This window comes from Christiangramia oceanisediminis (assembly GCF_022570735.2).
GTDB classification, from domain to species: domain Bacteria; phylum Bacteroidota; class Bacteroidia; order Flavobacteriales; family Flavobacteriaceae; genus Christiangramia; species Christiangramia oceanisediminis.
On sequence record NZ_JANCNS010000001.1, the window covers coordinates 212,635 to 234,522 of the forward strand.

Here is a 21,888-nt window from a genome sequence, read left to right on the forward strand (position 1 = left end):
TGGTCTACAACAACTACACACAACACACAACCCGGCCGTCCGGATGGCGGAGACCTTTGTTTAACGCATGCGATCTGGTTGAAGTTATTCAGATCGAGAATTCAAAATTATTATGATTCCAAAAACTTTTAAGGAGGTTATCGAGCTTGGAGATGGGAGAACCATTTCGCTTGAAACCGGTAAATTAGCAAAACAGGCTCACGGGTCGGTTGTTGTTCAAATGGGTAACGCCATGTTACTTTGTACCGTAGTGTCTTCGTACACTCCAACTACCATGGATTTCTTTCCATTAACACTAGATTATCGCGAAAAATTCGCAGCTGCAGGTCTTTTCCCTGGCGGATACTTCAAAAGAGAAGCAAGACCAAGCAGTGAAGAAATTCTGGTAATGCGTTTAGTAGACCGCGTTCTTCGCCCGCTATTCCCAAAAGATTATAAGTTCGAAACCCAGGTAATGATCCAGCTAATGTCTCATGATGAAGAAGTCATGCCAGACGCACTTGCCGGACTTGCTGCATCTGCAGCCATTCAGTTGTCTGATATACCTTTCGAAACTCCTATTTCAGAAGCCAGAGTTGCCAGAATCAATGGTGAATTTGTACTAAACCCTAGCAGGGCTCAGCTAGCCGACGCCGATATGGATATCATGGTTGGTGCTTCTGCAGACTCTGTTATGATGGTAGAAGGACAAATGGACGAGTGTTCAGAAGAAGAAATGGCCGAGGCTATCAAATTCGCTCATGAAGCGATCAAAGTTCAGTGTGAGGCGCAGGTTCGTTTAGCTGAAGCTTTCGGAAAGAAAGAAACTCGTGAATATGAAGTAGCAGATACAGACGAAGAGATTGAAAACAAGATCCACGAAGCTACTTATCAAAAAGCATACGACATCGCGAAAAGCGGAACCAGCAAGAAAGAAAGAAGCGAAGCTTTTTCTAACCTAAAAGAAGAAGTAAAAGCAATGTTCTCTGAAGAAGAACTGGAAGAGAAAGGTAAAATGATCTCTGGATACTTTGCTGATGCTCAGAAGAAAGCCGTTCGCGATCTAACCCTTAAGGAAGGAATTAGACTGGACGGAAGAAAGACCGATGAAATTCGCCCTATCTGGTGTGAAGTAGATTATCTTCCATCCACTCATGGTTCTGCTATTTTCACTCGTGGAGAAACTCAGGCACTGGCAACAGTAACCTTGGGTACTTCCAGAGAAGCCAACCAGGTAGACCTTCCAACCCAGCAGGGAGAAGAAACATTCTACTTACATTATAACTTCCCTCCTTTCTCAACCGGAGAAGCTTACCCAATTAGAGGTACTTCAAGACGTGAGATTGGTCACGGAAACCTTGCTCAAAGAGCATTAAAAGGAATGATCCCGGCAGATTGCCCATACACTGTGCGTGTAGTATCTGAAGTTTTGGAATCTAACGGTTCTTCTTCGATGGCTACCGTATGTGCGGGAACCATGTCGTTGATGGATGCTGGTGTTCAGCTTAAAAAGCCAGTTTCTGGTATCGCTATGGGATTGATCTCTGATGGCGAGAACTACGCTGTATTATCAGATATCCTTGGAGATGAAGATCACCTTGGAGATATGGACTTTAAAGTGACAGGAACCGAAGATGGAATTACCGCCTGCCAGATGGATATCAAGATCAAGGGACTTTCTTACGAGATCCTTGTAAATGCATTGAAACAGGCCAGAGCTGGTAGACTTCATATTTTAGAGAAGCTTACCGAAACCATTCCTGCTCCAAACGAGAATGTGAAAGCACATTCTCCAAAGATCATTACCAGAAGAATCCCGAACGAATTCATTGGAGCTCTTATTGGACCTGGTGGAAAAGTGATACAGGAACTTCAAAAAGAAACCAAAACAGAGATCGTGATCAATGAAGATCCGGTAACTGAAGAAGGAATCGTTGAAATTCTAGGTACTCAGCAGGAAGGAATCGATAAAGTTCTTGCTAAGATAGACGCCATTACCTTTAAACCTGAAAAAGGAAGCGTGTACGAAGTTAAGGTGATCAAGCTTCTTGATTTTGGTGCCGTTGTAGAGTATGTGGATGCGCCTGGAAATGAAGTATTATTACATATTTCTGAACTTGCCTGGGAACGCACGAACAATGTGACCGATGTTGTGAATCTTGGAGATGTTATCGATGTCAAATACTTTGGCGTAGATCCAAAAACCCGTAAGGAAAAAGTTTCCAGAAAGGCTTTGTTGCCAAGACCGGAAAGATCGGAAAGTGATAATCGCGACCGAAACCGTGATAATAACCGCGGAAATAGAGATAATCGCGGAAACCGCGACAATCGTGACAATCGTAACCGCGATAACAGGAACAGAGGAGATCGTAACGACGATTAATAATAATCTTAGATATTGAAAAGGCCGCTAATGCGGCCTTTTTTTTATTAAAAAATTTTTGTCTAACCTGTATGGAATGAATTTTCCTTCGACTAAGCTAACCCATAGGCCTAAAATGTAATTTTGCGACAAGTTTAAAGCGCCTGATTACCAATGTTTAAAAAATTTCGTAATTTTTGTAACATTTTCTCGAGGTCTTACGTATAAACTAGTACAAGGAGCTATGCACAATAAACAAAATCCAAGAGAAGATAGATGAGACAACTGAAGATCACGAAGCAGGTAACCAATAGAGAAACCGCTTCGTTAGACAAGTATTTGCAAGAAATTGGAAAAGTAGATCTAATCACCGCTGATGAAGAGGTAGAACTGGCACAGCGAATAAAGGCGGGTGATAATCGTGCCTTGGAGAAACTAACGAAAGCGAACCTTCGTTTCGTGGTTTCGGTAGCAAAACAGTATCAAAATCAGGGACTAACCCTTCCTGATTTAATTAATGAAGGAAACTTAGGGTTGATTAAAGCAGCTAAGCGTTTCGACGAAACACGAGGCTTTAAATTTATTTCATATGCCGTATGGTGGATTCGTCAATCTATCTTACAGGCTTTGGCAGAGCAATCAAGAATTGTTAGATTGCCTTTGAACAAGATTGGATCGATTAACAAGATCAATAAGACCTTCGCATTTTTGGAGCAGTCGCATGAGCGTCCACCAAGTGCGGAAGAAATAGCTAAAGAGCTGGACATGACGATCAATGACGTTAAGGAATCCATGAAGAATTCTGGACGTCATGTATCAATGGATGCTCCGCTGGTTGAAGGAGAAGATTCTAACCTGTATGATGTTTTACGTTCAGGTGAATCTCCAAATCCTGATAAGGAGTTATTACATGAATCGCTTAGAACAGAAATCGAGCGTGCTCTTGAAACTTTGACTCCAAGGGAAGCAGATGTGATCAGGCTTTATTTTGGCCTGGGAGATCAACATCCTATGACTTTGGAAGAAATTGGCGAGACTTTTGATCTAACAAGAGAAAGGGTTCGTCAAATTAAAGAGAAAGCGATTAGAAGATTAAAGCATACATCTAGAAGTAAAATTTTAAAAACGTATCTTGGCTAAAGATTTTTAAAGCAACAACAGTTTAGTGTCGGGAGTGATGACCCGTCATGAAAATAACTGTTCGTTTTTTGATTGATGAATGACCCCGGAGTGATGACCGGGGTTTTTTCTTTCCCAAACTTTTCTAAATACCTACCTAAGAACTAAATGCTTATTATTAATTTCAGTAAAACTGGTTATTCAATTTCAAAATTTGAAGAATATGCGATACGCGATTAGTTACGTAAGTACGGCTACCAAAAGCTTAAATAATCAAGAAATCGAAAATATTCTGAAAAATGCCGAAGTGTACAATAACCAAAATGATATTACCGGACTCCTACTCTACTCAGAAGGAAACTTCTTCCAGATCATAGAAGGCGAAACAGAAAAAGTCAATTTTCTTTATAAAAAAATCCTTAATGATTATCGTCATAAGGACATCATTCAGCTTTTTAAAAAACCCATTAAGAAAGAATCTTTTGACGGTTATAAATCAGATTTTATTTCAGAAGATGCCAGGTATAATATCTCGAGACTTCAGAATTATCAACATTATATCGAAGTACTCGACAAACCTACTCAAAAGGCCGTATCCAACATTTTAAGGGCTTTTCTGGTATAAGACATGGCATAAAGCCTTAATTCTTCTTATTTTTGCTCCTCAATTAACACACAACTAATGAGCGATACACTTATAGCCCCATCCTTGCTTGCAGCCGATTTTGCGAATCTCCAGAGAGATATTGAAATGGTAAATAATAGCGAAGCAGACTGGTTTCATATCGATATTATGGACGGGGTTTTTGTTCCCAATATTTCTTACGGGATGCCAGTTCTAGAGGCTATAAAAAAACATACTAAAAAGACGCTTGATGTTCATTTGATGATCGTAGATCCCGACAGATACATCAAGGAATTCGCAAGAATTGGAGCAAACGTACTTACTGTTCATTACGAGGCCTGTACCCATTTACATCGAACCATCCAGGCGATCAAGGCTGAAGGAATGAAGGCCGGTGTAGCCATCAACCCCCATACCAGTGTAGATCTTTTGAAAGATGTGATCAAAGATCTCGACTTAGTTCTTGTAATGAGTGTTAATCCTGGTTTTGGCGGTCAGAGTTTTATAGAGAACACCTATGTAAAGATCCAAAAGCTAAAGGAATTGATCACCTTAAATAATGCTGATACGCTTATCGAAGTTGACGGCGGGGTGACCGATAAGAATGCAGCAGAACTTTCTCAAGCCGGTGCCAACGTTCTGGTAGCAGGAAGTTTTGTTTTCAAGGCTGAAGACCAGACCGCAACCATCAAAAACTTAAAAAATATTGCAAATTCCTGAAAATAAATACGAAGTCGTCATAATTGGCGGAGGTCCTATTGGTATTGCCTGCGCCCTCGAAGCAGAAAAAAAAGGCATTTCCTATGTGATCCTTGAGAAGGGTTGTCTTGTTAATTCGCTTTACCATTACCCTACCAATATGACCTTCTTTTCGACTTCGGAAAAACTGGAACTGGATAATATTCCTTTTATCAGTAATAATCCGAAGCCCGGAAAAAGAGAGGCACTTGAATATTACAGGAGGATCGCTACTTCTAATGACATCAATATTCATCTATTTGAAAAGGTGAATTCGGTTGAAACCCTTCCGGATCAATCACATATTGTAAAGACCACAAAAGCAGAATATTCGGCTGAAAATGTGGTAGTGGCTACAGGCTTTTACGATATCCCGAATTACCTGGGTATCCCGGGAGAGGATCTCCCGAAAGTATCACATTATTATGGTGATCCACATTATTACGCAACACAGAAAACGGTAGTAGTTGGGGCCAGCAATTCAGCTGTAGATGCAGCGCTTGAAATATACAGGAAAGGTGGAGACGTAACCATGGTGGTTCGAAATGCTGAAATTGGAGAGCGCGTAAAGTACTGGGTTCGACCGGATATTGTGAACAGGATTAATGAAGGTAGCATTAAAGCTTATTTCGATTCAAATCTGAAAGAAATAAAGCAAAATGAAATAATAATCAATACAGCGGAAGGAGAAAAGAATATCGAAAATGATTTTGTGCTTTTGCTAACGGGTTACCGGCCAAATTTCGGTTTTCTGCAGGATATGGGAATCGAACTTACCAATGACGGCCGCAAAATTCCTAAATACGACGAGGAAACCATGGAGACCAATGTTCCGGGAATTTTCCTTGCTGGAGTGATTTGCGGCGGGGTGGAAACTCATAAATGGTTTATTGAAAATTCAAGAGTTCATGCAAAAATGATCATGAATTACCTAAGCACCAGGAAAAAGTCTGTAATTAATAATTAGGAAAGAATTTCTCATTTTACATTAAACAAAATAACCGGCTATCTGCCGGTTATTTTGTTTCTGATTAAAACCTTTTAGCCCATCCCGATTAAGTTTCCAATATGAGAAAGCAATCCAGCCATGCCGGACTGCCTTCTCTTCGGGGGGCATTACTTTAAAATATTAGTTTACATCACGATTATTGAAGACGACTTAAGGCCTTTCTTTCTAGCGATCATTTTTCCGTAGAATTCAAGGTCTTCAGAATTATTCTTAAAAGAGTAATCTACTTTTTTTCCAATTTCCTCAAGAGGAAAAGTATATACCTTGATATTTGGGTATCCGTCAAACCGTTCTTCTTCATTGATTCCAACTTCAATTGTTTGATCTTTTTTATTATAAACCACGAATTCTGCAAGGAAATTGTGTCGAATCAAATCGATGCAATCCTGAGATAATTCGTTGCATTCCTTACATTCCAGAATGTACATTCTTAAAAGTTCCTGCAAAGAGGACCTAAGCTGATTGGTATTAAAATAGGCTGCCATTGATTGATTTATTTAAAATGGTTAATAATGGCTAATTTATAGGTTAAGGGCTTCGGACAAAACAATTTAAATAAGATTTAACGCTCCGGCTTAAAAAAACACAAAATTTAGAAGAAACCGGTTAATTTCAGTTAATGCTGTCTCAACAATATTTAATCAGGATCCATAGATCAAAGCCAGGAAAAATTAACTCATTCAGGCATAGTACAAAAAAGCACCTTTGCAGGTGCTTTTTATATTATTTTTCAATTCCCGGCAGATTCTCCGGTCTTTCCATTTTCCAGTTCGCTTTGGGTGCCTGTCTTGGCTTCGGATGTATTTCATCCAGATTACTGGCATCATAGATTCTTCCATTCATCACCACATACCGCACTGTATTGGTATGCCTGATATTTTCAAGAGGATTCTTATCAAGAATTACCAGGTCTGCGAGTTTTCCAGATTCTATAGAACCTAGGTCTCCATCAAGTCCTAAAGATTCGGCTCCAAGAATGGTAGCAGCCTTTAGGGCCCGGTGTTCATCCATGCCACCGCTCTGGAGTGACCAGAGTTCCCAGTGATAACCCAGTCCCTGTAATTGCCCATGACTACCAACGCCTACCAGGCCACCTTTTTCTATCAACTGGTTCATCATTTCGGCATGCTTTGAAAATACATGCTCTTCTGGCATAAACCAGGCTTTTCTTCTTCTGGATTTCTGGGCAAGCTCTTCATATGGAGTGAAATTTTGAAGTTTCTTATCCTTGTAAGGCTCTTCGGTCGCGTAATAAAACTCTTCTGCCCATGGTCCTCCATAAGACACCAGTAAGGTTGGAGTGACCGCCATTTTTGCTTCTGCAGCGGTATTCAACACATCTTTATAAATAGGATAAATTGGAAGCGAATGTTCATGTCCGGGATATCCATCAATCAATTGGGTCATGTTCAGTTTAAAATCCAGACCACCTTCAGTAGTGGGCATCAGTTCCAATTCCTTGGCAGCCATGATGATCCATTGGCGCATCTGGCGGTTTCCGGTTAGATACATTTTAATGGTCTTGGTATCATAGTATTCGCTGTACTGTTTCAGAACTCTTTTGGCATGTTCCTTATCTTTTAAATTATAAGCCCAGTAACCCACACCAGGACCTGTGCTATATATCCTTGGTCCCGCAATCATACCGGCGTCTACCATATCTGAATAAGTAAGCACGTCGGTAGTGCTGGTTTGTGGATCCCTGGTGGTGGTAACCCCATAGGCAAGATTAGCGCCATACATCCAGGCCTCGTTTTTCTGAACCTGCCAGCTAGGCCACATATGGGCATGGGTATCAACAAAGCCCGGAACAATGGTTTTACCGGTTGCATCGATAACCTTGGCATTATTTGGAACATCCAGGCTACCGCTATCCCCTACAGCTACAATGCGATTGTTCTCAATGAGGATATCTCCATTTTCAATGATTTCATCACCCTTCATACTTATGATTCGGCCACCTTTGATGAGGGCTACTCCTTGCGGGATATCCTTTTTATAGGAAAGATCTACCTTATATTCGGTTGCCTTAAAGCTTTCCAGCTCGTCTTTGTCATCTTTATCTTTTTCGGCTTTTTCATCCCCGTTTTTGCTTTTTTCCTCTTCTTTTCGCTTTTTCTTTAGCTTCTCAATACTGTCGTTATGCACCTGGGCTAATTCCAGATCATAAACGAAATGGGTCGCACCCAGCGACCAGTGAACTTTCCTGCTATCGCTTCCCCAGGCTGGAAATTCTCCCCCAATCTCTGTTAATTGATTGGCGGGAAAGGAAGCTTTATCTATAGAAGCCAGCGAAATCTTGGCAGTTTGGCCAAATCTTGGTACCACCATCGTATAAATATCGTTATTGATCTTGGCGATCGCGGTCTTTCCGTCTGGGGAAATCCTGATCTCTGAAGGCTTTGAAGCTTTATCATCTGCTTCTGAGATGTTGATTTCAGGTAGCATATGGGGTCTAGCATCAGAAGATCCAAATGGGGTAATCCCTTTAACTGAAAGAAGAGTCTTTTCATCGGTACCATCCCAGCGTATGGAAATTAACTTATCATCATCACTTAAATAAATCCTGTCATCGATCTTCGTGAAATGCGGATAGATCCTTCCTTTTGACTTTTCAATGAAAGTAAGATCTCCACCTTCAGAAGGTATCCACGCAAGATCTTCCCTTCCCGGCGTACCGTCAATTCGGGATCCACTGGTATATTCATAAGCCGATCCCCTGGTGAAAACGATCCTGTCGTGTTTATAAGACCAGGCAGGATTGCTGTAAACCGCTTTTGTATTGGTTAGTTTTTTCAGATTTCGGCCATTTGCTCCAACCGAATAAATATGGCCACCGTCTCCTTCCCAGGATACAAAAGCGATGGAATTTCCATCTGGCGACCAGGCTGGATGAGATTCGGTAAAATCATTTTTGGTGAGTCTCTTTGGGGTGCCTTCGGGAAAATCCATGATGTAAAGCCTGTTCAGGGCGGTAAATGCTAATTTAGAACCGTCTGGTGAGGGAACCGCATCTCTGATTTGGGTAACCTGCTCGGTTTCGTTATCCTCGATAGGATAATCAAAAAGAACTTCAGGACCCAGGTCCAGTTTCAGATCAACTTCAAAAGGTATCTCTTTGGCCGATTTTTGAGCGATATCTATATTATGAAGCTTACCTCCATAAAAAACGATTAAATTTTTACTGTCTGGCGTGAAGCTCATTGCGGGAAGTACTCCCAGGGTAGCTATAGATTCCTGCTCGTCACGCTGAATAGGATAGGCAAGCCATTCCTCATTTCCTGTATCAAGATTCCTGATAACAAGACCGGTTTGTGATTCAAACCTGCTTCCATACACCAGCCATTTACCGTCCGGAGATGGTGTTGGCGTAAAAGCACTTCCATATCTTCCGGTGATGGTCGCCACTTCCGATTTTTCCATATCATAAGTCCCTATCTGATACTGCGGAAATTGAGCATTATAGTTCCAACCGCCGGTTCTTCGGGAATAATAAATCGTTTTCCCATCTGGACTAAAGGCTGGATCAATCATTTTAAGATCTTTGGGTTCTTCAACCAGTTTAGCACCACCACCGCCTCTTTTGTGATATAAATGCAGTTTTATGTTTCTTCGCCCCCGTGCTGCTACTATATAATCACCATCCGGGCTCCAGTCTGCAGAAAAGAAATTCTGGTTCTTATCTTCTGAAATTGCTTCCATTTCTTTCGATTCCAGATCCATGATCCAAACATTGTCTGCCCCATTTTTATCTGAAATAAACACCAGACTTTTACCATCCGGACTATAACGCGGATGTACATCGTAGGCCATACCAGATGTTATTCGTTCAGCCTTTCCCCCGGATACGGGGATCTGATAAAGATCGCCCATCATATCGAATACGATTTTATTCCCATCCGGGCTCACATCTACCGAGATCCAGGTTCCTTCAGTAGTGTTAAAATTAACCTGTCTGCCAGGTTTCAACGGAAGTTCTTTAGTAGTTAGAGTGTCCAGCTTAGCTACGCTTATACTATCCTGGGCATGGACTGAAAAAAAACCTAGCCAAAATGCAAAGCTTAAATAGAAAAGAAATTTTCTCATAGAAAATAGAGTAGATTGAGTTAAATAAGGGTGAAGATAAAATTTTATTTGTAGTCCGGCGCATATGGCACTCAGGTTCTAACCAGGTCATCCGAACATCTGGCATAAAAAAAGTCCGCAGCTTACGCTACAGACTTTGCATTCATCTGTGACCCAGGGAGGATTCGAACCCCCAACCCTCAGAGCCGAAATCTGATATTCTATCCAGTTGAACTACTGGGCCTCCTTACTTATATTAACTTAGTTTTTTACGTACGATCCCGGAAATGGTTTTTCCATCAGCCTTACCCGCAAGTTCGCCAGTAGCCAATCCCATTACCTTTCCCATATCCTGCATTCCTGAAGCACCTGTTCTGGCGATGATCTCATCTACTTTCGCTTCGATCTCTGCTTCGCTCATCTGTTCAGGAAGAAACTGTTCGATCACTTCAGCCTGTCTCAGTTCTGGTTCTGCAAGGTCTTCCCTGCCCTGCTCTTTATAGATCTGGGCACTGTCCTTACGCTGCTTCACCAGTTTTTGAAGCAATTTCATCTCTTCTTCTTCAGTTAATCCATCTTTTGAAGTGGATTCAGTATTAGCTAATAAAATAGCACTTTTAACTGCTCTTAAAGCTTCCAGTTTGGCACTGTCTTTTGCCTTCATGGCGGCCTTCATTTCGACCATAACTTTTTCCTGTAGACTCATAACTGATAAATTCTGCTGCGAAGATAAAATATTCTGGATGAAATTACCACTTATTTATCCCTTCAAAATTAAGTATCTTCAAAACCCAAATTTGAACTCGAAAAATGAAAAAATTCCTGACATTTCTTTTTATCCTGGCCGGGCTCCAATTAGCTGAAGCCCAGGAAATACTACTGGATAGCCTCTATCGCGTTCTGCCGGTACAAACCGAAACCTACGCTCAAAAAGATGGCGAAGAGCTTATAATCGATCTTTACTTCCCTGAAAAAAATGGTAATGAAAAACTGCCACTTATCGTCTGGATGCATGGCGGCGGCTTTGCCGGTGGAAGTCCGAAAAATCCGCAGGAAATAAGATTTGCAAAAATGGCCGCCTCTCGTGGCTATGCGGTAGGCCTAATTTCATACCGACTTGTTAGAAAAAACACCGAAACCGGTTTCGGCTGTGATTTTGATGCAGAAGGTAAATTAGAAACCTTCCAGATGGCAGCTGAAGATTTTATGGATTCGGCCTTATATATGAAACAGAATTCAGCAAGGTTCAATATCGATCCCGAAAAAATCATAGCAGGTGGCAGCAGTGCCGGCGCCGAAGCGGTTCTGAACGCAGTTTACAATCCCGACCTGATGTTCGAGAACCAGGAAAAATATTCTGATTTAAAATTTTCAGCAGTGATGTCACTTGCCGGTGCGATTGTGGACGCCAGATATATACATAAGGATAATGCCATTCCCGGTATCTTCTTCCATGGAACAGCTGATAATTTGGTACCTTACGCCACAGCTCCCCATCATTATTGTGAAAATGAGAAACCGGGTTATCTGATCCTTGACGGCTCAAAAACCATAGTCGAAAAACTTGAAGATCTCGACACCTCCTATTTATTTTACACTTTTCAGGACGCCCGACATGAAATTTCAGGGATACCCTTTCCGCATTTGCAGGAGGTTTTTAGATTCCTAAAGGAAATAGCAATCAATAAGCATAAAATACAGTCAACAATTTACAAATGAAAAAGACCCTACTAGCAATTATTTTTATCACAGGCCTGTTTTCTGCAACAGCCCAGGAACAAAAATGGTATAAAGGCAACCTTCATACCCATTCTTACTGGAGCGACGGAGATGAAGTACCAGAAATGATCATGAAATGGTACAAAAATGAAGGCTATGATTTCGTAGCATTATCAGACCATAACATCATCGCCGAAGGTGAAAAATGGAAGAAGATCAGCAAAGACTCACTTTACCAGCAAGCATTTCAGAATTACCTGTCTGAATATGGCGAAGATTGGGTTACTTATAAAAAAGATGAAGAAGGTTTACAGGTGCAGCTTAAGACCCTGGAAGAATTCCGTCCGCTTTTCGAAGAGCCCGAAAAGTTCATGATCTTCAAAGCCGAAGAGGTTACCTCTTACCTGGATGGTAAGGCCGTTCACATGGGTGCAATAAATGTTCAGGAATTGATCGAACCCCGCGAAGGTAATACCATAGTGGAACTGATCCAGAATAACCTGGACGCTATTAAGGAACAAAGTGTGGAAACCGGCGAGCCAATTCTGCAGCACCTTAATCATCCTAATTTTACTTACGCGATAAAGGCCGAAGACATTATTCAGCTGGATGGTGAACGATTTTTTGAAGTTTTCAACGGTCATCCCTATGTGAACAATTACGGCGACAGTATTCACGACAGTACCGAAACCATGTGGGACCAGGTGAATATCGCCTACCATGCAGAGGCTAAACCGCTCTTACTCGGAATCGCCACAGATGACAGTCATCACTATCATAAGTTTGGCTTGAAATGGAGCAATGCCGGCCGTGGCTGGGTGGAAGTCAGGGCCAAGGAATTAACTCCCGCTGCGATCATCAATGCCATGGAAGCCGGTGATTTTTATGCCACTACTGGCGTCAAGCTTTCAGAATTAAAGAATGACGGGAATAAAATTTCTCTTGAGGTAAAGGCTGAAGAAAATGTGAATTACGAAATACAGTTCATCGGGGTGAAAAAAGGTTCCACCAAAAGCGAGATCCTGAAAACAGTAAAGGGAAGCAAGGCTTCCTACGAAATTCCTGAAAATGTGCTTTTTGCCCGGGCCAAGATCATTTCAGATAAACTAAAGAAGAACCCGTATAAAGAAGGCGACACCGAAGTTGCCTGGACTCAACCAATCCAATAAATCAAAAAGTTTAGAATGAAATTGCCCTACTCTCTTTTTCTATTTTTACTGATTAGTTCTTCCTTCCTGCATGCGCAGCGGATCGAGAAGGCGATCAATTCTGGCTGGGAATTCCAGTTGGAAAATCAGGAGGAATCAACGACCGTAAACATCCCGCACAGCTGGAATTCCGAAGATGCTTTTAATGATGGTGCCTATTTCCGCGGAAAAGGTACTTACAGCAAGGAAATTTTTATTCCTCAAGACTGGAATGATAAGGCTGTCTTTTTGAAATTTGAAGGGGCTAACCAGTTTACCAAAGCCTATGTAAATGATCAGCTAGTTGGCGAGCATACCGGCGGTTATACCTCATTCGTATTTGAACTGACCGAACATTTGAATTTTGGCCAGGCCAACCAGGTTAGGATCGAACTGGATAATTCCCATAACCAGGATATTCCGCCGCTGGAAGCCGACTTTAATTTTTACGGCGGAATTTACCGCGACCTGCAACTTGTAGTCACCGGGAAAAGTCATTTCACACTGGAAGGCCTTGGCGCAGGCACTCAATTGATCAAAACTCCTGAAGTGAGCGAAAACCTTGCTAAGGTGAAGTTTGAAGGAAACGTGGTGACTTCCGGGAAAGACCTGGAATTACAGGTAAGTATTAACGACCCTTCCGGAAACCAGGTTTCAGAATATGACGAGTCTCTCAATTCCGAAGATTTTTCGATTGATTTTGAAATCGATAATCCGAAGCTTTGGTCACCGGATGATCCAAATCTTTACCTGTTAACTGCAAACCTGATCGATCCAGATTCAGGAGAAATATTGGATACTTATATCTCGAATTTTGGTTGCCGCTGGTTCGAAGCCGATCCGGAAAAAGGATTTATCCTGAACGGAAAACCCATCAAACTCATCGGTGCGAACCGCCACCAGGATTTTGAAAATATGGGAAATGCTGTTCCCAACTCTATTCATCGAAAAGATTACCAGATGATCAAGGATATGGGCGCGAACTTTATAAGGACGGCCCACTATCCGCAGGACCCTGATGTGTATCGAATTTGTGATGAACTCGGTTTACTGGTCTGGACCGAAGTCCCCGTGATCAATGATGTGACCGATTCCGAAGCTTATCACCAGAATGCCGTTAACATGCAAAAGGAGCAGATCCTTCAGCTCTACAATCACCCTTCGATCGTTTTCTGGGGAATTATGAACGAGATCTTTATAAGGCTGGTATTTACACGAGATATACCAGAAGCGGATCAAAAGGCCAAGATCAAAACTTCCGTGGAGCTCGCGGAAAAACTGGAAGCAGCCACGAAAGAACTGGACACAACCAGATTAAGTGTTATGGCCCTGCATGAAAATGATATTTATAATACTTCCGGAATTGCAGATATTACTGATGTCATTGGCTGGAACCTGTATTTTGGCTGGTACACACCCGGACTCAAAAACCTGGGAAAATTCCTGGATGAACAGCATCAGAAATATCCAGACAGGCCTTTACTAATCTCGGAATATGGGCCCGGAAGCGATTCCAGGATTCAGACCAATGATCCGAAACCCTGGGATTTCAGCGAAGCCTACCAATTGAAAAGTCATGTAAGCTACCTCAACCAGGTGATGGAAAGGGATTATATGCTGGGCATGGCAGCCTGGAATTTTGCTGATTTTGGTTCTTCAGGCAGACAGGATAGTCGGCCTTATATCAACCAGAAAGGTTTGGTAAACTTCGACCGCGAACCTAAGGATGTCTATTATTACTACAAAGCGCGCTTAACCGAAGATGATTTCGTCTATATCGCAGGAAAAAATTTCGAAACCCGGATCATCGACAAATCTGAAAAAGTAAAACTGAAAGTCTTCTCAAATTCCGATCGGGTAAAATTAGTCATTGATGAGAAAGTAGAAAAAGAAGCCTCAGTAACCGATAATATCGCCGAATTCGAACTGGACCTCGAGCCTGGAGAACATTCTGTAAAAGCTATGTCTGGTGACGTATCCCATATTAGAAATCTTCTGGTTAAATTCAGAAATAGTCTGATAGCCGATATCGCCAACAATCCAATGCTCATCAATGTGGGAAGTCACAGCGATTTTGTAGATGATGAAACCGGTGAGATCTGGATCAGTGACCAGGCTTTTCAAAATAATGATTTTGGTTTTGTAGGTGGTGAAGTATTTCAGCAAAGCAGCAGCAAGTTCCAGGGAACGGCATCAAATATAAAGGTAACCACGAAAGAACCACTATTCCAGACAATGAGAGAAGGATTGCAGGCTTATAAATTTGATGTTCCAAAAGGTCAGTATCGAATTTCACTATTGATGGCTGAACCAAACCGCGGCGCTTCCAGGGAAAACATCTACAATCTAGGGTCTGATTCAGAAAAATCTTCAGAAGGCATCAGGAGTTTTGATATCCTGATCAATGGAATTTTAGTTGAAAAGGATCTCAACCTGGCCCGGGATTACGGAATACTGCAGGCGGTGGAAGTTGAATATAAGATCAATTCAGAAGGCCCGGTGGAAATAGAATTCAGACCTCAAAATGGAAAACCGGTTTTATCTGGTATTAAACTGGAAAACTTATAATCCAGATATAAAAAGAAAAAGGAGCTAATTTAAGCTCCTTTTTTTATGTATTATCGTTCTATATTCTCTTAGTCACTTATAGAGAAAATTAAATTCGGTTTCTGCCAGCGTCCTCAAAAGGAATAGAATTAAAAAGCCCCGGCGCTAAAGAATATAACTACCGGGGCTAACTAACTAAAAAACTAAAAGGATTTATTCATTAAGAGTAAAGCTTCCGGCAAAATCGGCATCAGAACTTCCTGAGATAAAGAAATCGAATTCTCCCGGTTCAAATACGTATTCGATCTGCGAATTATAGAATTTTAGATCCTCAGGAGTGATGGTAAAAGTCACCGTTTTTGATTCACCCTTTTTAAGTGCGATCTTCTGGAAACCTTTCAATTCCTTACCTGGAGGAGTTACCGTTCTCACTTTGTCATGGACATAGAGCTGAACTACCTCTTCCCCATCATAATTTCCTGTATTGGTCACCGTAGCGCTCAGTTCAATAGAACCGTTGGCATTCAGGCTGGAAGAACTGGCTTTCACATCGCTGTATTCAAAAGTTGTGTAACTCAAACCGTAACCAAATGGCAATAAAGGTGAATTAGGAGAGTCCAGGTAATTGGTCTTGAACTTCTGAAATTCCCCACTTTCAGGACCAGGTCTTCCAGTTGTTTTCATTCTGTAATGAATTGGGATCTGCCCCACGCTTCTTGGCCAGCTATTGGTTAATTTTCCGGAAGGATTATAATCTCCGAAAAGCACATCGGCCACCGCGTTTCCGGCTTCCACACCAGGATGCCAGATCTGAAGTATACTTACCGGTAAATTCATTTCTTCAGAAATATCCAGTGGTCTACCGCTCATCAAAGCCAGCACAACAGGTTTCCCGGTATTTGCCAGTTCCCGGATCAGTTTTTTCTGACTGTCAGGAATCGTGATATCGGTACGGCTGGCAGCTTCCCCGCTCATTTCGGTAGCTTCACCAACCACAGCCACGATCACATCAGAATTATTAGCCAGATCCAGAGCCTCCTTCAGTAGGGTTTCAGGAGACTCATCAGAGATCTGAACACGCTCGCCAAAAACATTTACTTTTTTGGCAAAGCTGGTATCATTAGTAATATTAGCCCCTTTAGCATATTCAATGGTTGCATTTGGAGCTACATTTTTCATTCCTTCCAGGATTGGTACGGAAAGCTGTGGATTCCCGGTTGGTGCCCAGGTTCCCAGCATATTATTCTTATTATTAGCCAGCGGACCGATCAAAGCGATCTTCGCATTTTTGGCTAACGGAAGTGTATTCTTATGTTTTTTAAGCAAAACAAAGGAACGAGTAGCCGCTTTTCGAGCCAGGGCACGGTTCTCTTCGGTTAAAATATCCTTTTCAGGCCTGGTTTCATCTGAGTAAAGGTATGGATCGTTCAAAAGTCCAATTTTATGCTTGGCTTCAAGAATCCTTCTAGCCGCTTTGGTGATCTGCTCTTCGGAAACTTTTCCTTCTTCAACCGATTTTTTCAGAGTAGTAAGAAAGCCTTCCCCTACCATATCCATATCCAGCCCGGCATTGATCGCCATTGCCGAAACAGCCTGGAGATCTCCCATTCCGTGGGCAATCATTTCGTTAACCGAAGTATAATCGGAAACTACAAAACCATCAAAGCCCCATCTTTCTCTTAGAAGATCGGTAAGCAGCCATTTGTTTCCTGAAGCAGGAATTCCGTCAATATCATTGAAAGAAGTCATCACACTTCCCACACCAGCATCAACCGCAGCTTTATAAGGCGGCAAATATTCGTTGAACATTTTAAGCCTGCTCATATCAACCGAATTATAATCCCTTCCAGCTTCCGGAGCTCCGTAAAGCGCCATATGCTTAACAGTCGCCATCATCGTATTAGGCGCAGCAAGATCATCCTGCTGATAACCCTCTACCATAGCCTTGGCGATCTGTGAACCCAAATACGGATCTTCACCCGCACCTTCAGCTATACGTCCCCAGCGCGGATCACGGGCGATATCCACCATCGGTGAAAAGTTCCAGTTGATCCCATCTGCCGTAGCTTCTTTTGCGGCCATCATGGCTCCGCTTTTGATCAAATCCATATCCCAGCTTGAAGAAAGCCCCAACGGAATAGGATACGTGGTTTTATAACCGTGAATAATGTCTGATCCGATTAGAAGCGGAATCCCCAAACGTGAATTCTTTACCGCCAGTTCCTGGGCCTGTCTTACTTTCGCCGGACTCGAAACCCCGAAGACCCCTCCAACATTTCCAGCCTTGATCTTGGTTTCCACATCTTCACTAACCACCGAACCTGTAGCGATCCCACCTCCCGGCGTTAACAGGTTTAACTGGCCTATCTTCTCTTCCAGCGTCATTTTTCCCAGCAATTCCTCCACCTCAGGAATGCGTTCCTGAGCCTGCAGATAGGAAAGCCCTGCAAAAAGGAAGAGAGCAACTGATAGCTTAAAATTTCTCATTTTCTATATTCTTTAAAATTGGTAATTGGTTTTATTTTACTTCCTGGATCTCTGTTCTTTCAGAAATGCCGTTTTCATTAAATGCTTCAATGCTAAAGTAATACTTAGTATCACAATCCAGGTTTCTCATGAGGTGTTCGTTCTTGTCATAAATAAGCCATGATTGGTATAACTTATCAGGCGCGATTCCCCAGCGAATATTATATCCCTGGGCGCCTTTAACCGGTTCCCATTCGAAGGTGGCATCTCTGCGATCTTTCTGTCGCCTTACTTGAAAGTCTTTTACCTTAGCAGGCTTTTTGCCAAGACCTTTTCCAAACACTCTAATTTCGGATAATGCCAGGTTATTGCCCGGAACCTTCAGGTTATTATAACGCACATACCTGGCCTCCACCGGCTGATTCAAAACGATATAGGCATTTGGCGAATCTTCATAACTGTTGCTCCTGTCTTCCACCACTTTCCAGTTTTCACCGTCATTGGAGACTTCCAGAGTAAAGCGATGTCGAAGCCCTTCAGTTCTGGTATAAATTCCTGATTCCTCATCATGAAAATTCAGTTGAAAAGCATAGATATTTCCAGGATTCAGCATTTCAATTTCCACCCACTGATCATCATTATTGGCTTCAGCAACCCAGAAAGATTTTGGACTTTCATCGGTAAGAACTTCAGAAATGATCGCTCCTTCTGAATTTTTTTTCAATGGCATTTCAGTAATATCGAATTGGCCATCTGTGGAAGTACTTTTACTTATCTGCTTCATTGAAGACGAGACCGTAGCTTTTCCTTTATAGGAAAGCAACATCCAGCCTGTATGCTCTCCGGCTTTTGTTGGATGATCTGGCGCATATAGCGGATAATCTCCATAACTCGTATTGGTATACATCAGGCCTTCCTCGTCAAAATAAGTTGGAAACATACAAAGACGTCTCTCCCAGTGAGAGTTCGATGCCAGTGCCATGGTCGCGAAATGCCAGTATTGGCCGTTGGTTTGTTTTACCGTGATGCCATGACCGGCTCCGTTGGTAAAGCCTCCCGGCTTGAAACTGTAGGGATTGTTCTTCATGTATTTGAAAGGCCCCAGGGGAGTCTCTCCAATATAGGCTGCATCGGCATATACATTGAACTGGGTTCCGGGAGCCGCATATTGCAAATAGTATTTCCCGTCATGCTTGGTCATGGACGCACCTTCCATATAACCTTCCTTCAAAGTTGGGTGATAATTATTTTCACCAAAACGTTCCCAGCCATGTTCTTCTTCCACCAGGTTGATCAATTCTTTCTGAACCCCGGTTTCAATGAACCTGTCGTCTTTATCCAGCATTTTCACCTTAAGCGGATGCACATTCGAGGAACCCCAGTACAAATAGGTTTTTCCATCGTCATCTATGAAAAGTTCAGAATCCTGGATGTTGTTGGTAATAGAGGCCGTAGGCGTCCATTCTCCTTTTTTAGGATCGTCGGTATACAGAATGCTTCCATATCCCGCAGGATCGCCCGCAAAATACACCAGAGAGTCTTTATAGTTAAAGGCAGTTGGTGCGTTAGAGCCTTCAAAAAACCATTGTTTCGGCTTGATGAATTCCCAGTTCACCAGGTCTTTAGAATGCCAGTAACCAAAAGAACGGGTTACGAACATAAAATATTCACCACGATACTCAATTACGGCGGGATCTGCCCCCGAACGATAGGAAATATTATTGGCTGAATTATATACCATGTAGGTATAATCTATATCCAGCGGATTGATATAGGTTTTAGGCACCACCTCCTGCGCGTACGAGCTAAGACTGGCTAACATAACCGCCGTAAAAAGCAGCGACTTGATTCTTTTCATATTTTGTAAACCGAACAAGTTCATTAATCAGAATTTTTTTGTGCGAACAGCCAGGGCAATAAATTTGGTTCAGCAAAAGCCGAATCCCAGCTGTTGTGATTATCTTCAGGGTAGAGTGATAATTTTGCGTTACCTCCATGATGATTGATCTCCCTTGCCATAGTCTTGGATAAATGAGGCGGGACTATATCATCTTTTTCGCCGTGAAAGATCCAGATTGGAAATCCGTATCGATATTCAGATGCGATACCCGGATTGGCACCACCACAAATGGCAAAGGCGGCCGCGAACATTTGAGGCTTTTTATAAATGATCTCGTAAGTACCCATTCCGCCCATGGAGAGTCCGCCAACATAAACCTGGTCTTTTTTGACAAATTTCTTATCCAGAAATGAATCCATCATTTGCATAACCAGGTCCAGCGAACGAGTAGGTTCCTCCTCATTCTTAAAATCGAACTGAAACGGCATGGTATCACGTTTTACCTCTACTTTGGCCCAGTAATCTTCTTTTGGAGCCTGCGGAAATATCACAAAAGCCGGAAATTCATTTCTGATTTCATCCTTTAAGAAAAGATCTGATCCATGCACCAGCTGGGCTTCGTTATCATTTCCCCGTTCACCGGCGCCATGAAGCACAAGTACCACCGGGTATTCTTTATCTTCTGAAAAATCCTTAGGATACAGAATCCGGTAATTCAGGGTATCCCTGCCTTCTATAAAATGTTCCTTTTTAAACTCTTCGCGTGCCTGGGCCGATAGTACCATTGGGAACATCAGCAGCACGGAACCGAACATGATCATCAAGTATTTCAATCTATTTTTCATAGCTAAAGCCTAATTTTTTGAGTCCGTTCTGTACTTCCGGAGCCTGCATGAACAGGTCCCAGATCAACCCAGACCTGTAATTCTCGATCATCACCACCATTGGGCCCTGGTCTATCGCTAAATATTGCGGCGCAACCCATTTCTCACCTTCGAGGCTGTAAGCATCGTAAAAACCAGCAGGTCCCCAAAGAAGGTCATTAAGATCTGTAAAGAAATAACGCATGGCATCCATTGAATGTTCCGGCGTGTATGGTATGGAACTGATAGCCGCGGTTGGAGAAACCACTCCTTTATCATTATCAGGAGAATGCGCGGTATAACCAATCCCTCCATCTTCTTTCCGGGTATAGCTGGCAGTTAATCCCCATGAATTCGGACCATAGGTCTCGAAATTCTTGGGATTTTCCTGGCAGTATTCATAATTGATCAAACTGTGATTCACGTTCAAATCCCAGTAATTAGCATATTTATCTGAAAGTCCTTTTGGGTTCAGTCCCAGGTATGAATAATGTGCCCAGAAAAGCGGTCCTCCTTTGTCTCCACGGGTATTATGCTTTAAGATTAGCGGCATCCCATAGGCTTCAACATCTGTGGTGATATTCCCGCTTCGTGCCCAGCCTTCGTGATAGGCCGCGGGGTCTATGGCATGATCGGGTGAAGAAGCAGCCATCACGTAAGTGATCAAACATTCATTATATCCCTCGATCAAAAAGTTCTTTTCGAATTCATATTTCGGAGACCAGTGCCAGAGAAGCCCGTCCCGGTTATTCGTATACCAGTCCCATTCAATTCCTTTCCACAATTCGTCATACTTTTGAGCTACCTTTTGCTCTTCTTCAGAACCATTTTTCAGGTATTCACGAACTACCAGAAATCCCTGGGCGAGAAAAGATGTTTCCACGATATCACCTCCATCATCCTTTTCACTGAAAGACTGGGTATCGCCTGTTTCTCCATTCAGCCAGTGAGCCCAGGCACCATGATGTCTTGGGGCCTTCTCAAGAAAACCGGCAATTTTGTTCAATCTCGCCACAGCAGAATCTCGGGGAATAAAACCTCTTTCGATCCCGGCAACGATTCCCATCAGGCCAAATCCGGTTCCTCCGGTGGTCACCACATTTGAATCATTTTTTGGATAATTTCCATCGGGATGAAAACGCTCACGGGCGAGTCCGCTATTTGGCTCGGCGTAATCCCAGAAATACTTAAGGGTTTGTTTCTGAACTGTATCCAGCAAGGCTTCATCTGAAAGCTGCTGTTGCTGGTCGGTTTCGGCAACAGCCAGGTTTTCCTTTTCCTTGTCAGTGTTTTTACAGGAGGTAAACAATAAGCCTCCGAAAACTGTTATTATTAAATATCGCTTTAACATGCTAGGTTGTTCGTTTTA

General features: G+C 42.4%; 15 protein-coding genes and 1 tRNA gene. 8 read left to right on the forward strand and 8 right to left on the reverse strand.

Going from position 1 to position 21,888, the window contains the following annotated elements:
* The first annotated feature begins 112 nt into the window (after nt 1–112).
* The 5 genes from MKO06_RS00985 (at nt 113) to MKO06_RS01005 (ending at nt 5,790) form a co-directional block, all read left to right on the forward strand.
* Nucleotides 113–2,362: a polyribonucleotide nucleotidyltransferase gene (locus tag MKO06_RS00985; RefSeq protein WP_241550473.1), complete on the forward strand. Its 2,250-nt coding sequence runs from the start codon at nt 113–115 to the stop codon at nt 2,360–2,362.
* Between the two features lie 255 nt (nt 2,363–2,617).
* Nucleotides 2,618–3,481 carry a sigma-70 family RNA polymerase sigma factor gene (locus MKO06_RS00990; protein ID WP_072552879.1) on the forward strand — a complete coding sequence of 288 codons (864 nt, stop codon included), beginning with the start codon at nt 2,618–2,620 and terminating at the stop codon, nt 3,479–3,481.
* Between the two features lie 202 nt (nt 3,482–3,683).
* On the forward strand, nt 3,684–4,085 hold the full coding sequence (locus MKO06_RS00995) for a BLUF domain-containing protein (RefSeq protein ID WP_241550474.1): 402 nt from the start codon (nt 3,684–3,686) through the stop codon (nt 4,083–4,085).
* A gap of 57 nt (nt 4,086–4,142) precedes the next feature.
* Complete coding sequence (rpe, locus tag MKO06_RS01000) at nt 4,143–4,805, forward strand: ribulose-phosphate 3-epimerase (RefSeq protein ID WP_241550475.1); 663 nt, start codon at nt 4,143–4,145, stop codon at nt 4,803–4,805.
* A complete protein-coding gene (locus tag MKO06_RS01005; protein WP_241550476.1) occupies nt 4,792–5,790 on the forward strand; it encodes a YpdA family putative bacillithiol disulfide reductase in 999 nt (332 codons plus the stop codon). Before rpe ends, MKO06_RS01005 begins: the two co-directional genes overlap by 14 nt.
* A gap of 167 nt (nt 5,791–5,957) precedes the next feature.
* On the opposite strand, the gene MKO06_RS01010 is transcribed toward MKO06_RS01005, so the two are convergent.
* The 4 genes from MKO06_RS01010 to MKO06_RS01025 all read right to left on the reverse strand — a co-directional run bounded on the left by MKO06_RS01010 (nt 5,958) and on the right by MKO06_RS01025 (nt 10,603).
* The gene (locus MKO06_RS01010; protein WP_241550477.1) at nt 5,958–6,317 is read right to left on the reverse strand and encodes a hypothetical protein; all 360 of its coding nucleotides are present in this window, start codon (nt 6,315–6,317) and stop codon (nt 5,958–5,960) included.
* A 238-nt stretch (nt 6,318–6,555) separates the two neighbouring features.
* A complete protein-coding gene (locus MKO06_RS01015; RefSeq protein WP_241550478.1) occupies nt 6,556–9,918 on the reverse strand; it encodes an amidohydrolase family protein in 3,363 nt (1,120 codons plus the stop codon).
* Between the two features lie 149 nt (nt 9,919–10,067).
* Nucleotides 10,068–10,141, reverse strand: a tRNA-Arg gene (locus MKO06_RS01020).
* Nucleotides 10,142–10,153: 12 nt separating this feature from the next.
* Entirely contained in the window at nt 10,154–10,603 is a 450-nt protein-coding gene (locus tag MKO06_RS01025) for a GatB/YqeY domain-containing protein (RefSeq protein ID WP_241550479.1), read from the reverse strand.
* Nucleotides 10,604–10,707: 104 nt separating this feature from the next.
* Between MKO06_RS01025 and MKO06_RS01030 the strand changes: the two genes are divergently transcribed.
* From MKO06_RS01030 to MKO06_RS01040, 3 genes are read left to right on the forward strand one after another with little or no spacing between them, the layout of a single operon-like run.
* Entirely contained in the window at nt 10,708–11,616 is a 909-nt protein-coding gene (locus MKO06_RS01030; protein WP_241550480.1) for an alpha/beta hydrolase, read from the forward strand.
* Nucleotides 11,613–12,785, forward strand: coding sequence for a CehA/McbA family metallohydrolase domain-containing protein (locus MKO06_RS01035; protein WP_241550481.1), 1,173 nt, complete (start codon nt 11,613–11,615; stop codon nt 12,783–12,785). Before MKO06_RS01030 ends, MKO06_RS01035 begins: the two co-directional genes overlap by 4 nt.
* A 15-nt stretch (nt 12,786–12,800) precedes the next feature.
* The gene (locus MKO06_RS01040) at nt 12,801–15,371 is read left to right on the forward strand and encodes a glycoside hydrolase family 2 TIM barrel-domain containing protein (RefSeq protein WP_241550482.1); all 2,571 of its coding nucleotides are present in this window, start codon (nt 12,801–12,803) and stop codon (nt 15,369–15,371) included.
* A 192-nt stretch (nt 15,372–15,563) separates the two neighbouring features.
* Here MKO06_RS01040 and bglX read toward each other — a convergent pair whose 3' ends face one another.
* Genes bglX through MKO06_RS01060 form a run of 4 tightly spaced genes read right to left on the reverse strand, consistent with a single transcriptional unit; the run spans nt 15,564 to nt 21,870 of the window.
* Nucleotides 15,564–17,837, reverse strand: a complete 2,274-nt coding sequence (gene bglX, locus MKO06_RS01045; protein ID WP_241550483.1) for a beta-glucosidase BglX — start codon at nt 17,835–17,837, stop codon at nt 15,564–15,566.
* 31 nt (nt 17,838–17,868) lie between these two features.
* Nucleotides 17,869–19,674, reverse strand: coding sequence for a family 43 glycosylhydrolase (locus tag MKO06_RS01050; RefSeq protein WP_241550484.1), 1,806 nt, complete (start codon nt 19,672–19,674; stop codon nt 17,869–17,871).
* Between the two features lie 23 nt (nt 19,675–19,697).
* Nucleotides 19,698–20,501 (reverse strand): carboxylesterase family protein, encoded by an 804-nt coding sequence (locus tag MKO06_RS01055; protein ID WP_241550485.1) that lies wholly within the window; start codon nt 20,499–20,501, stop codon nt 19,698–19,700.
* Nucleotides 20,491–21,870 (reverse strand): glucoamylase family protein, encoded by a 1,380-nt coding sequence (locus tag MKO06_RS01060; RefSeq protein ID WP_241550486.1) that lies wholly within the window; start codon nt 21,868–21,870, stop codon nt 20,491–20,493. Before MKO06_RS01060 ends, MKO06_RS01055 begins: the two co-directional genes overlap by 11 nt.
* Nucleotides 21,871–21,888 lie beyond the last annotated feature (18 nt).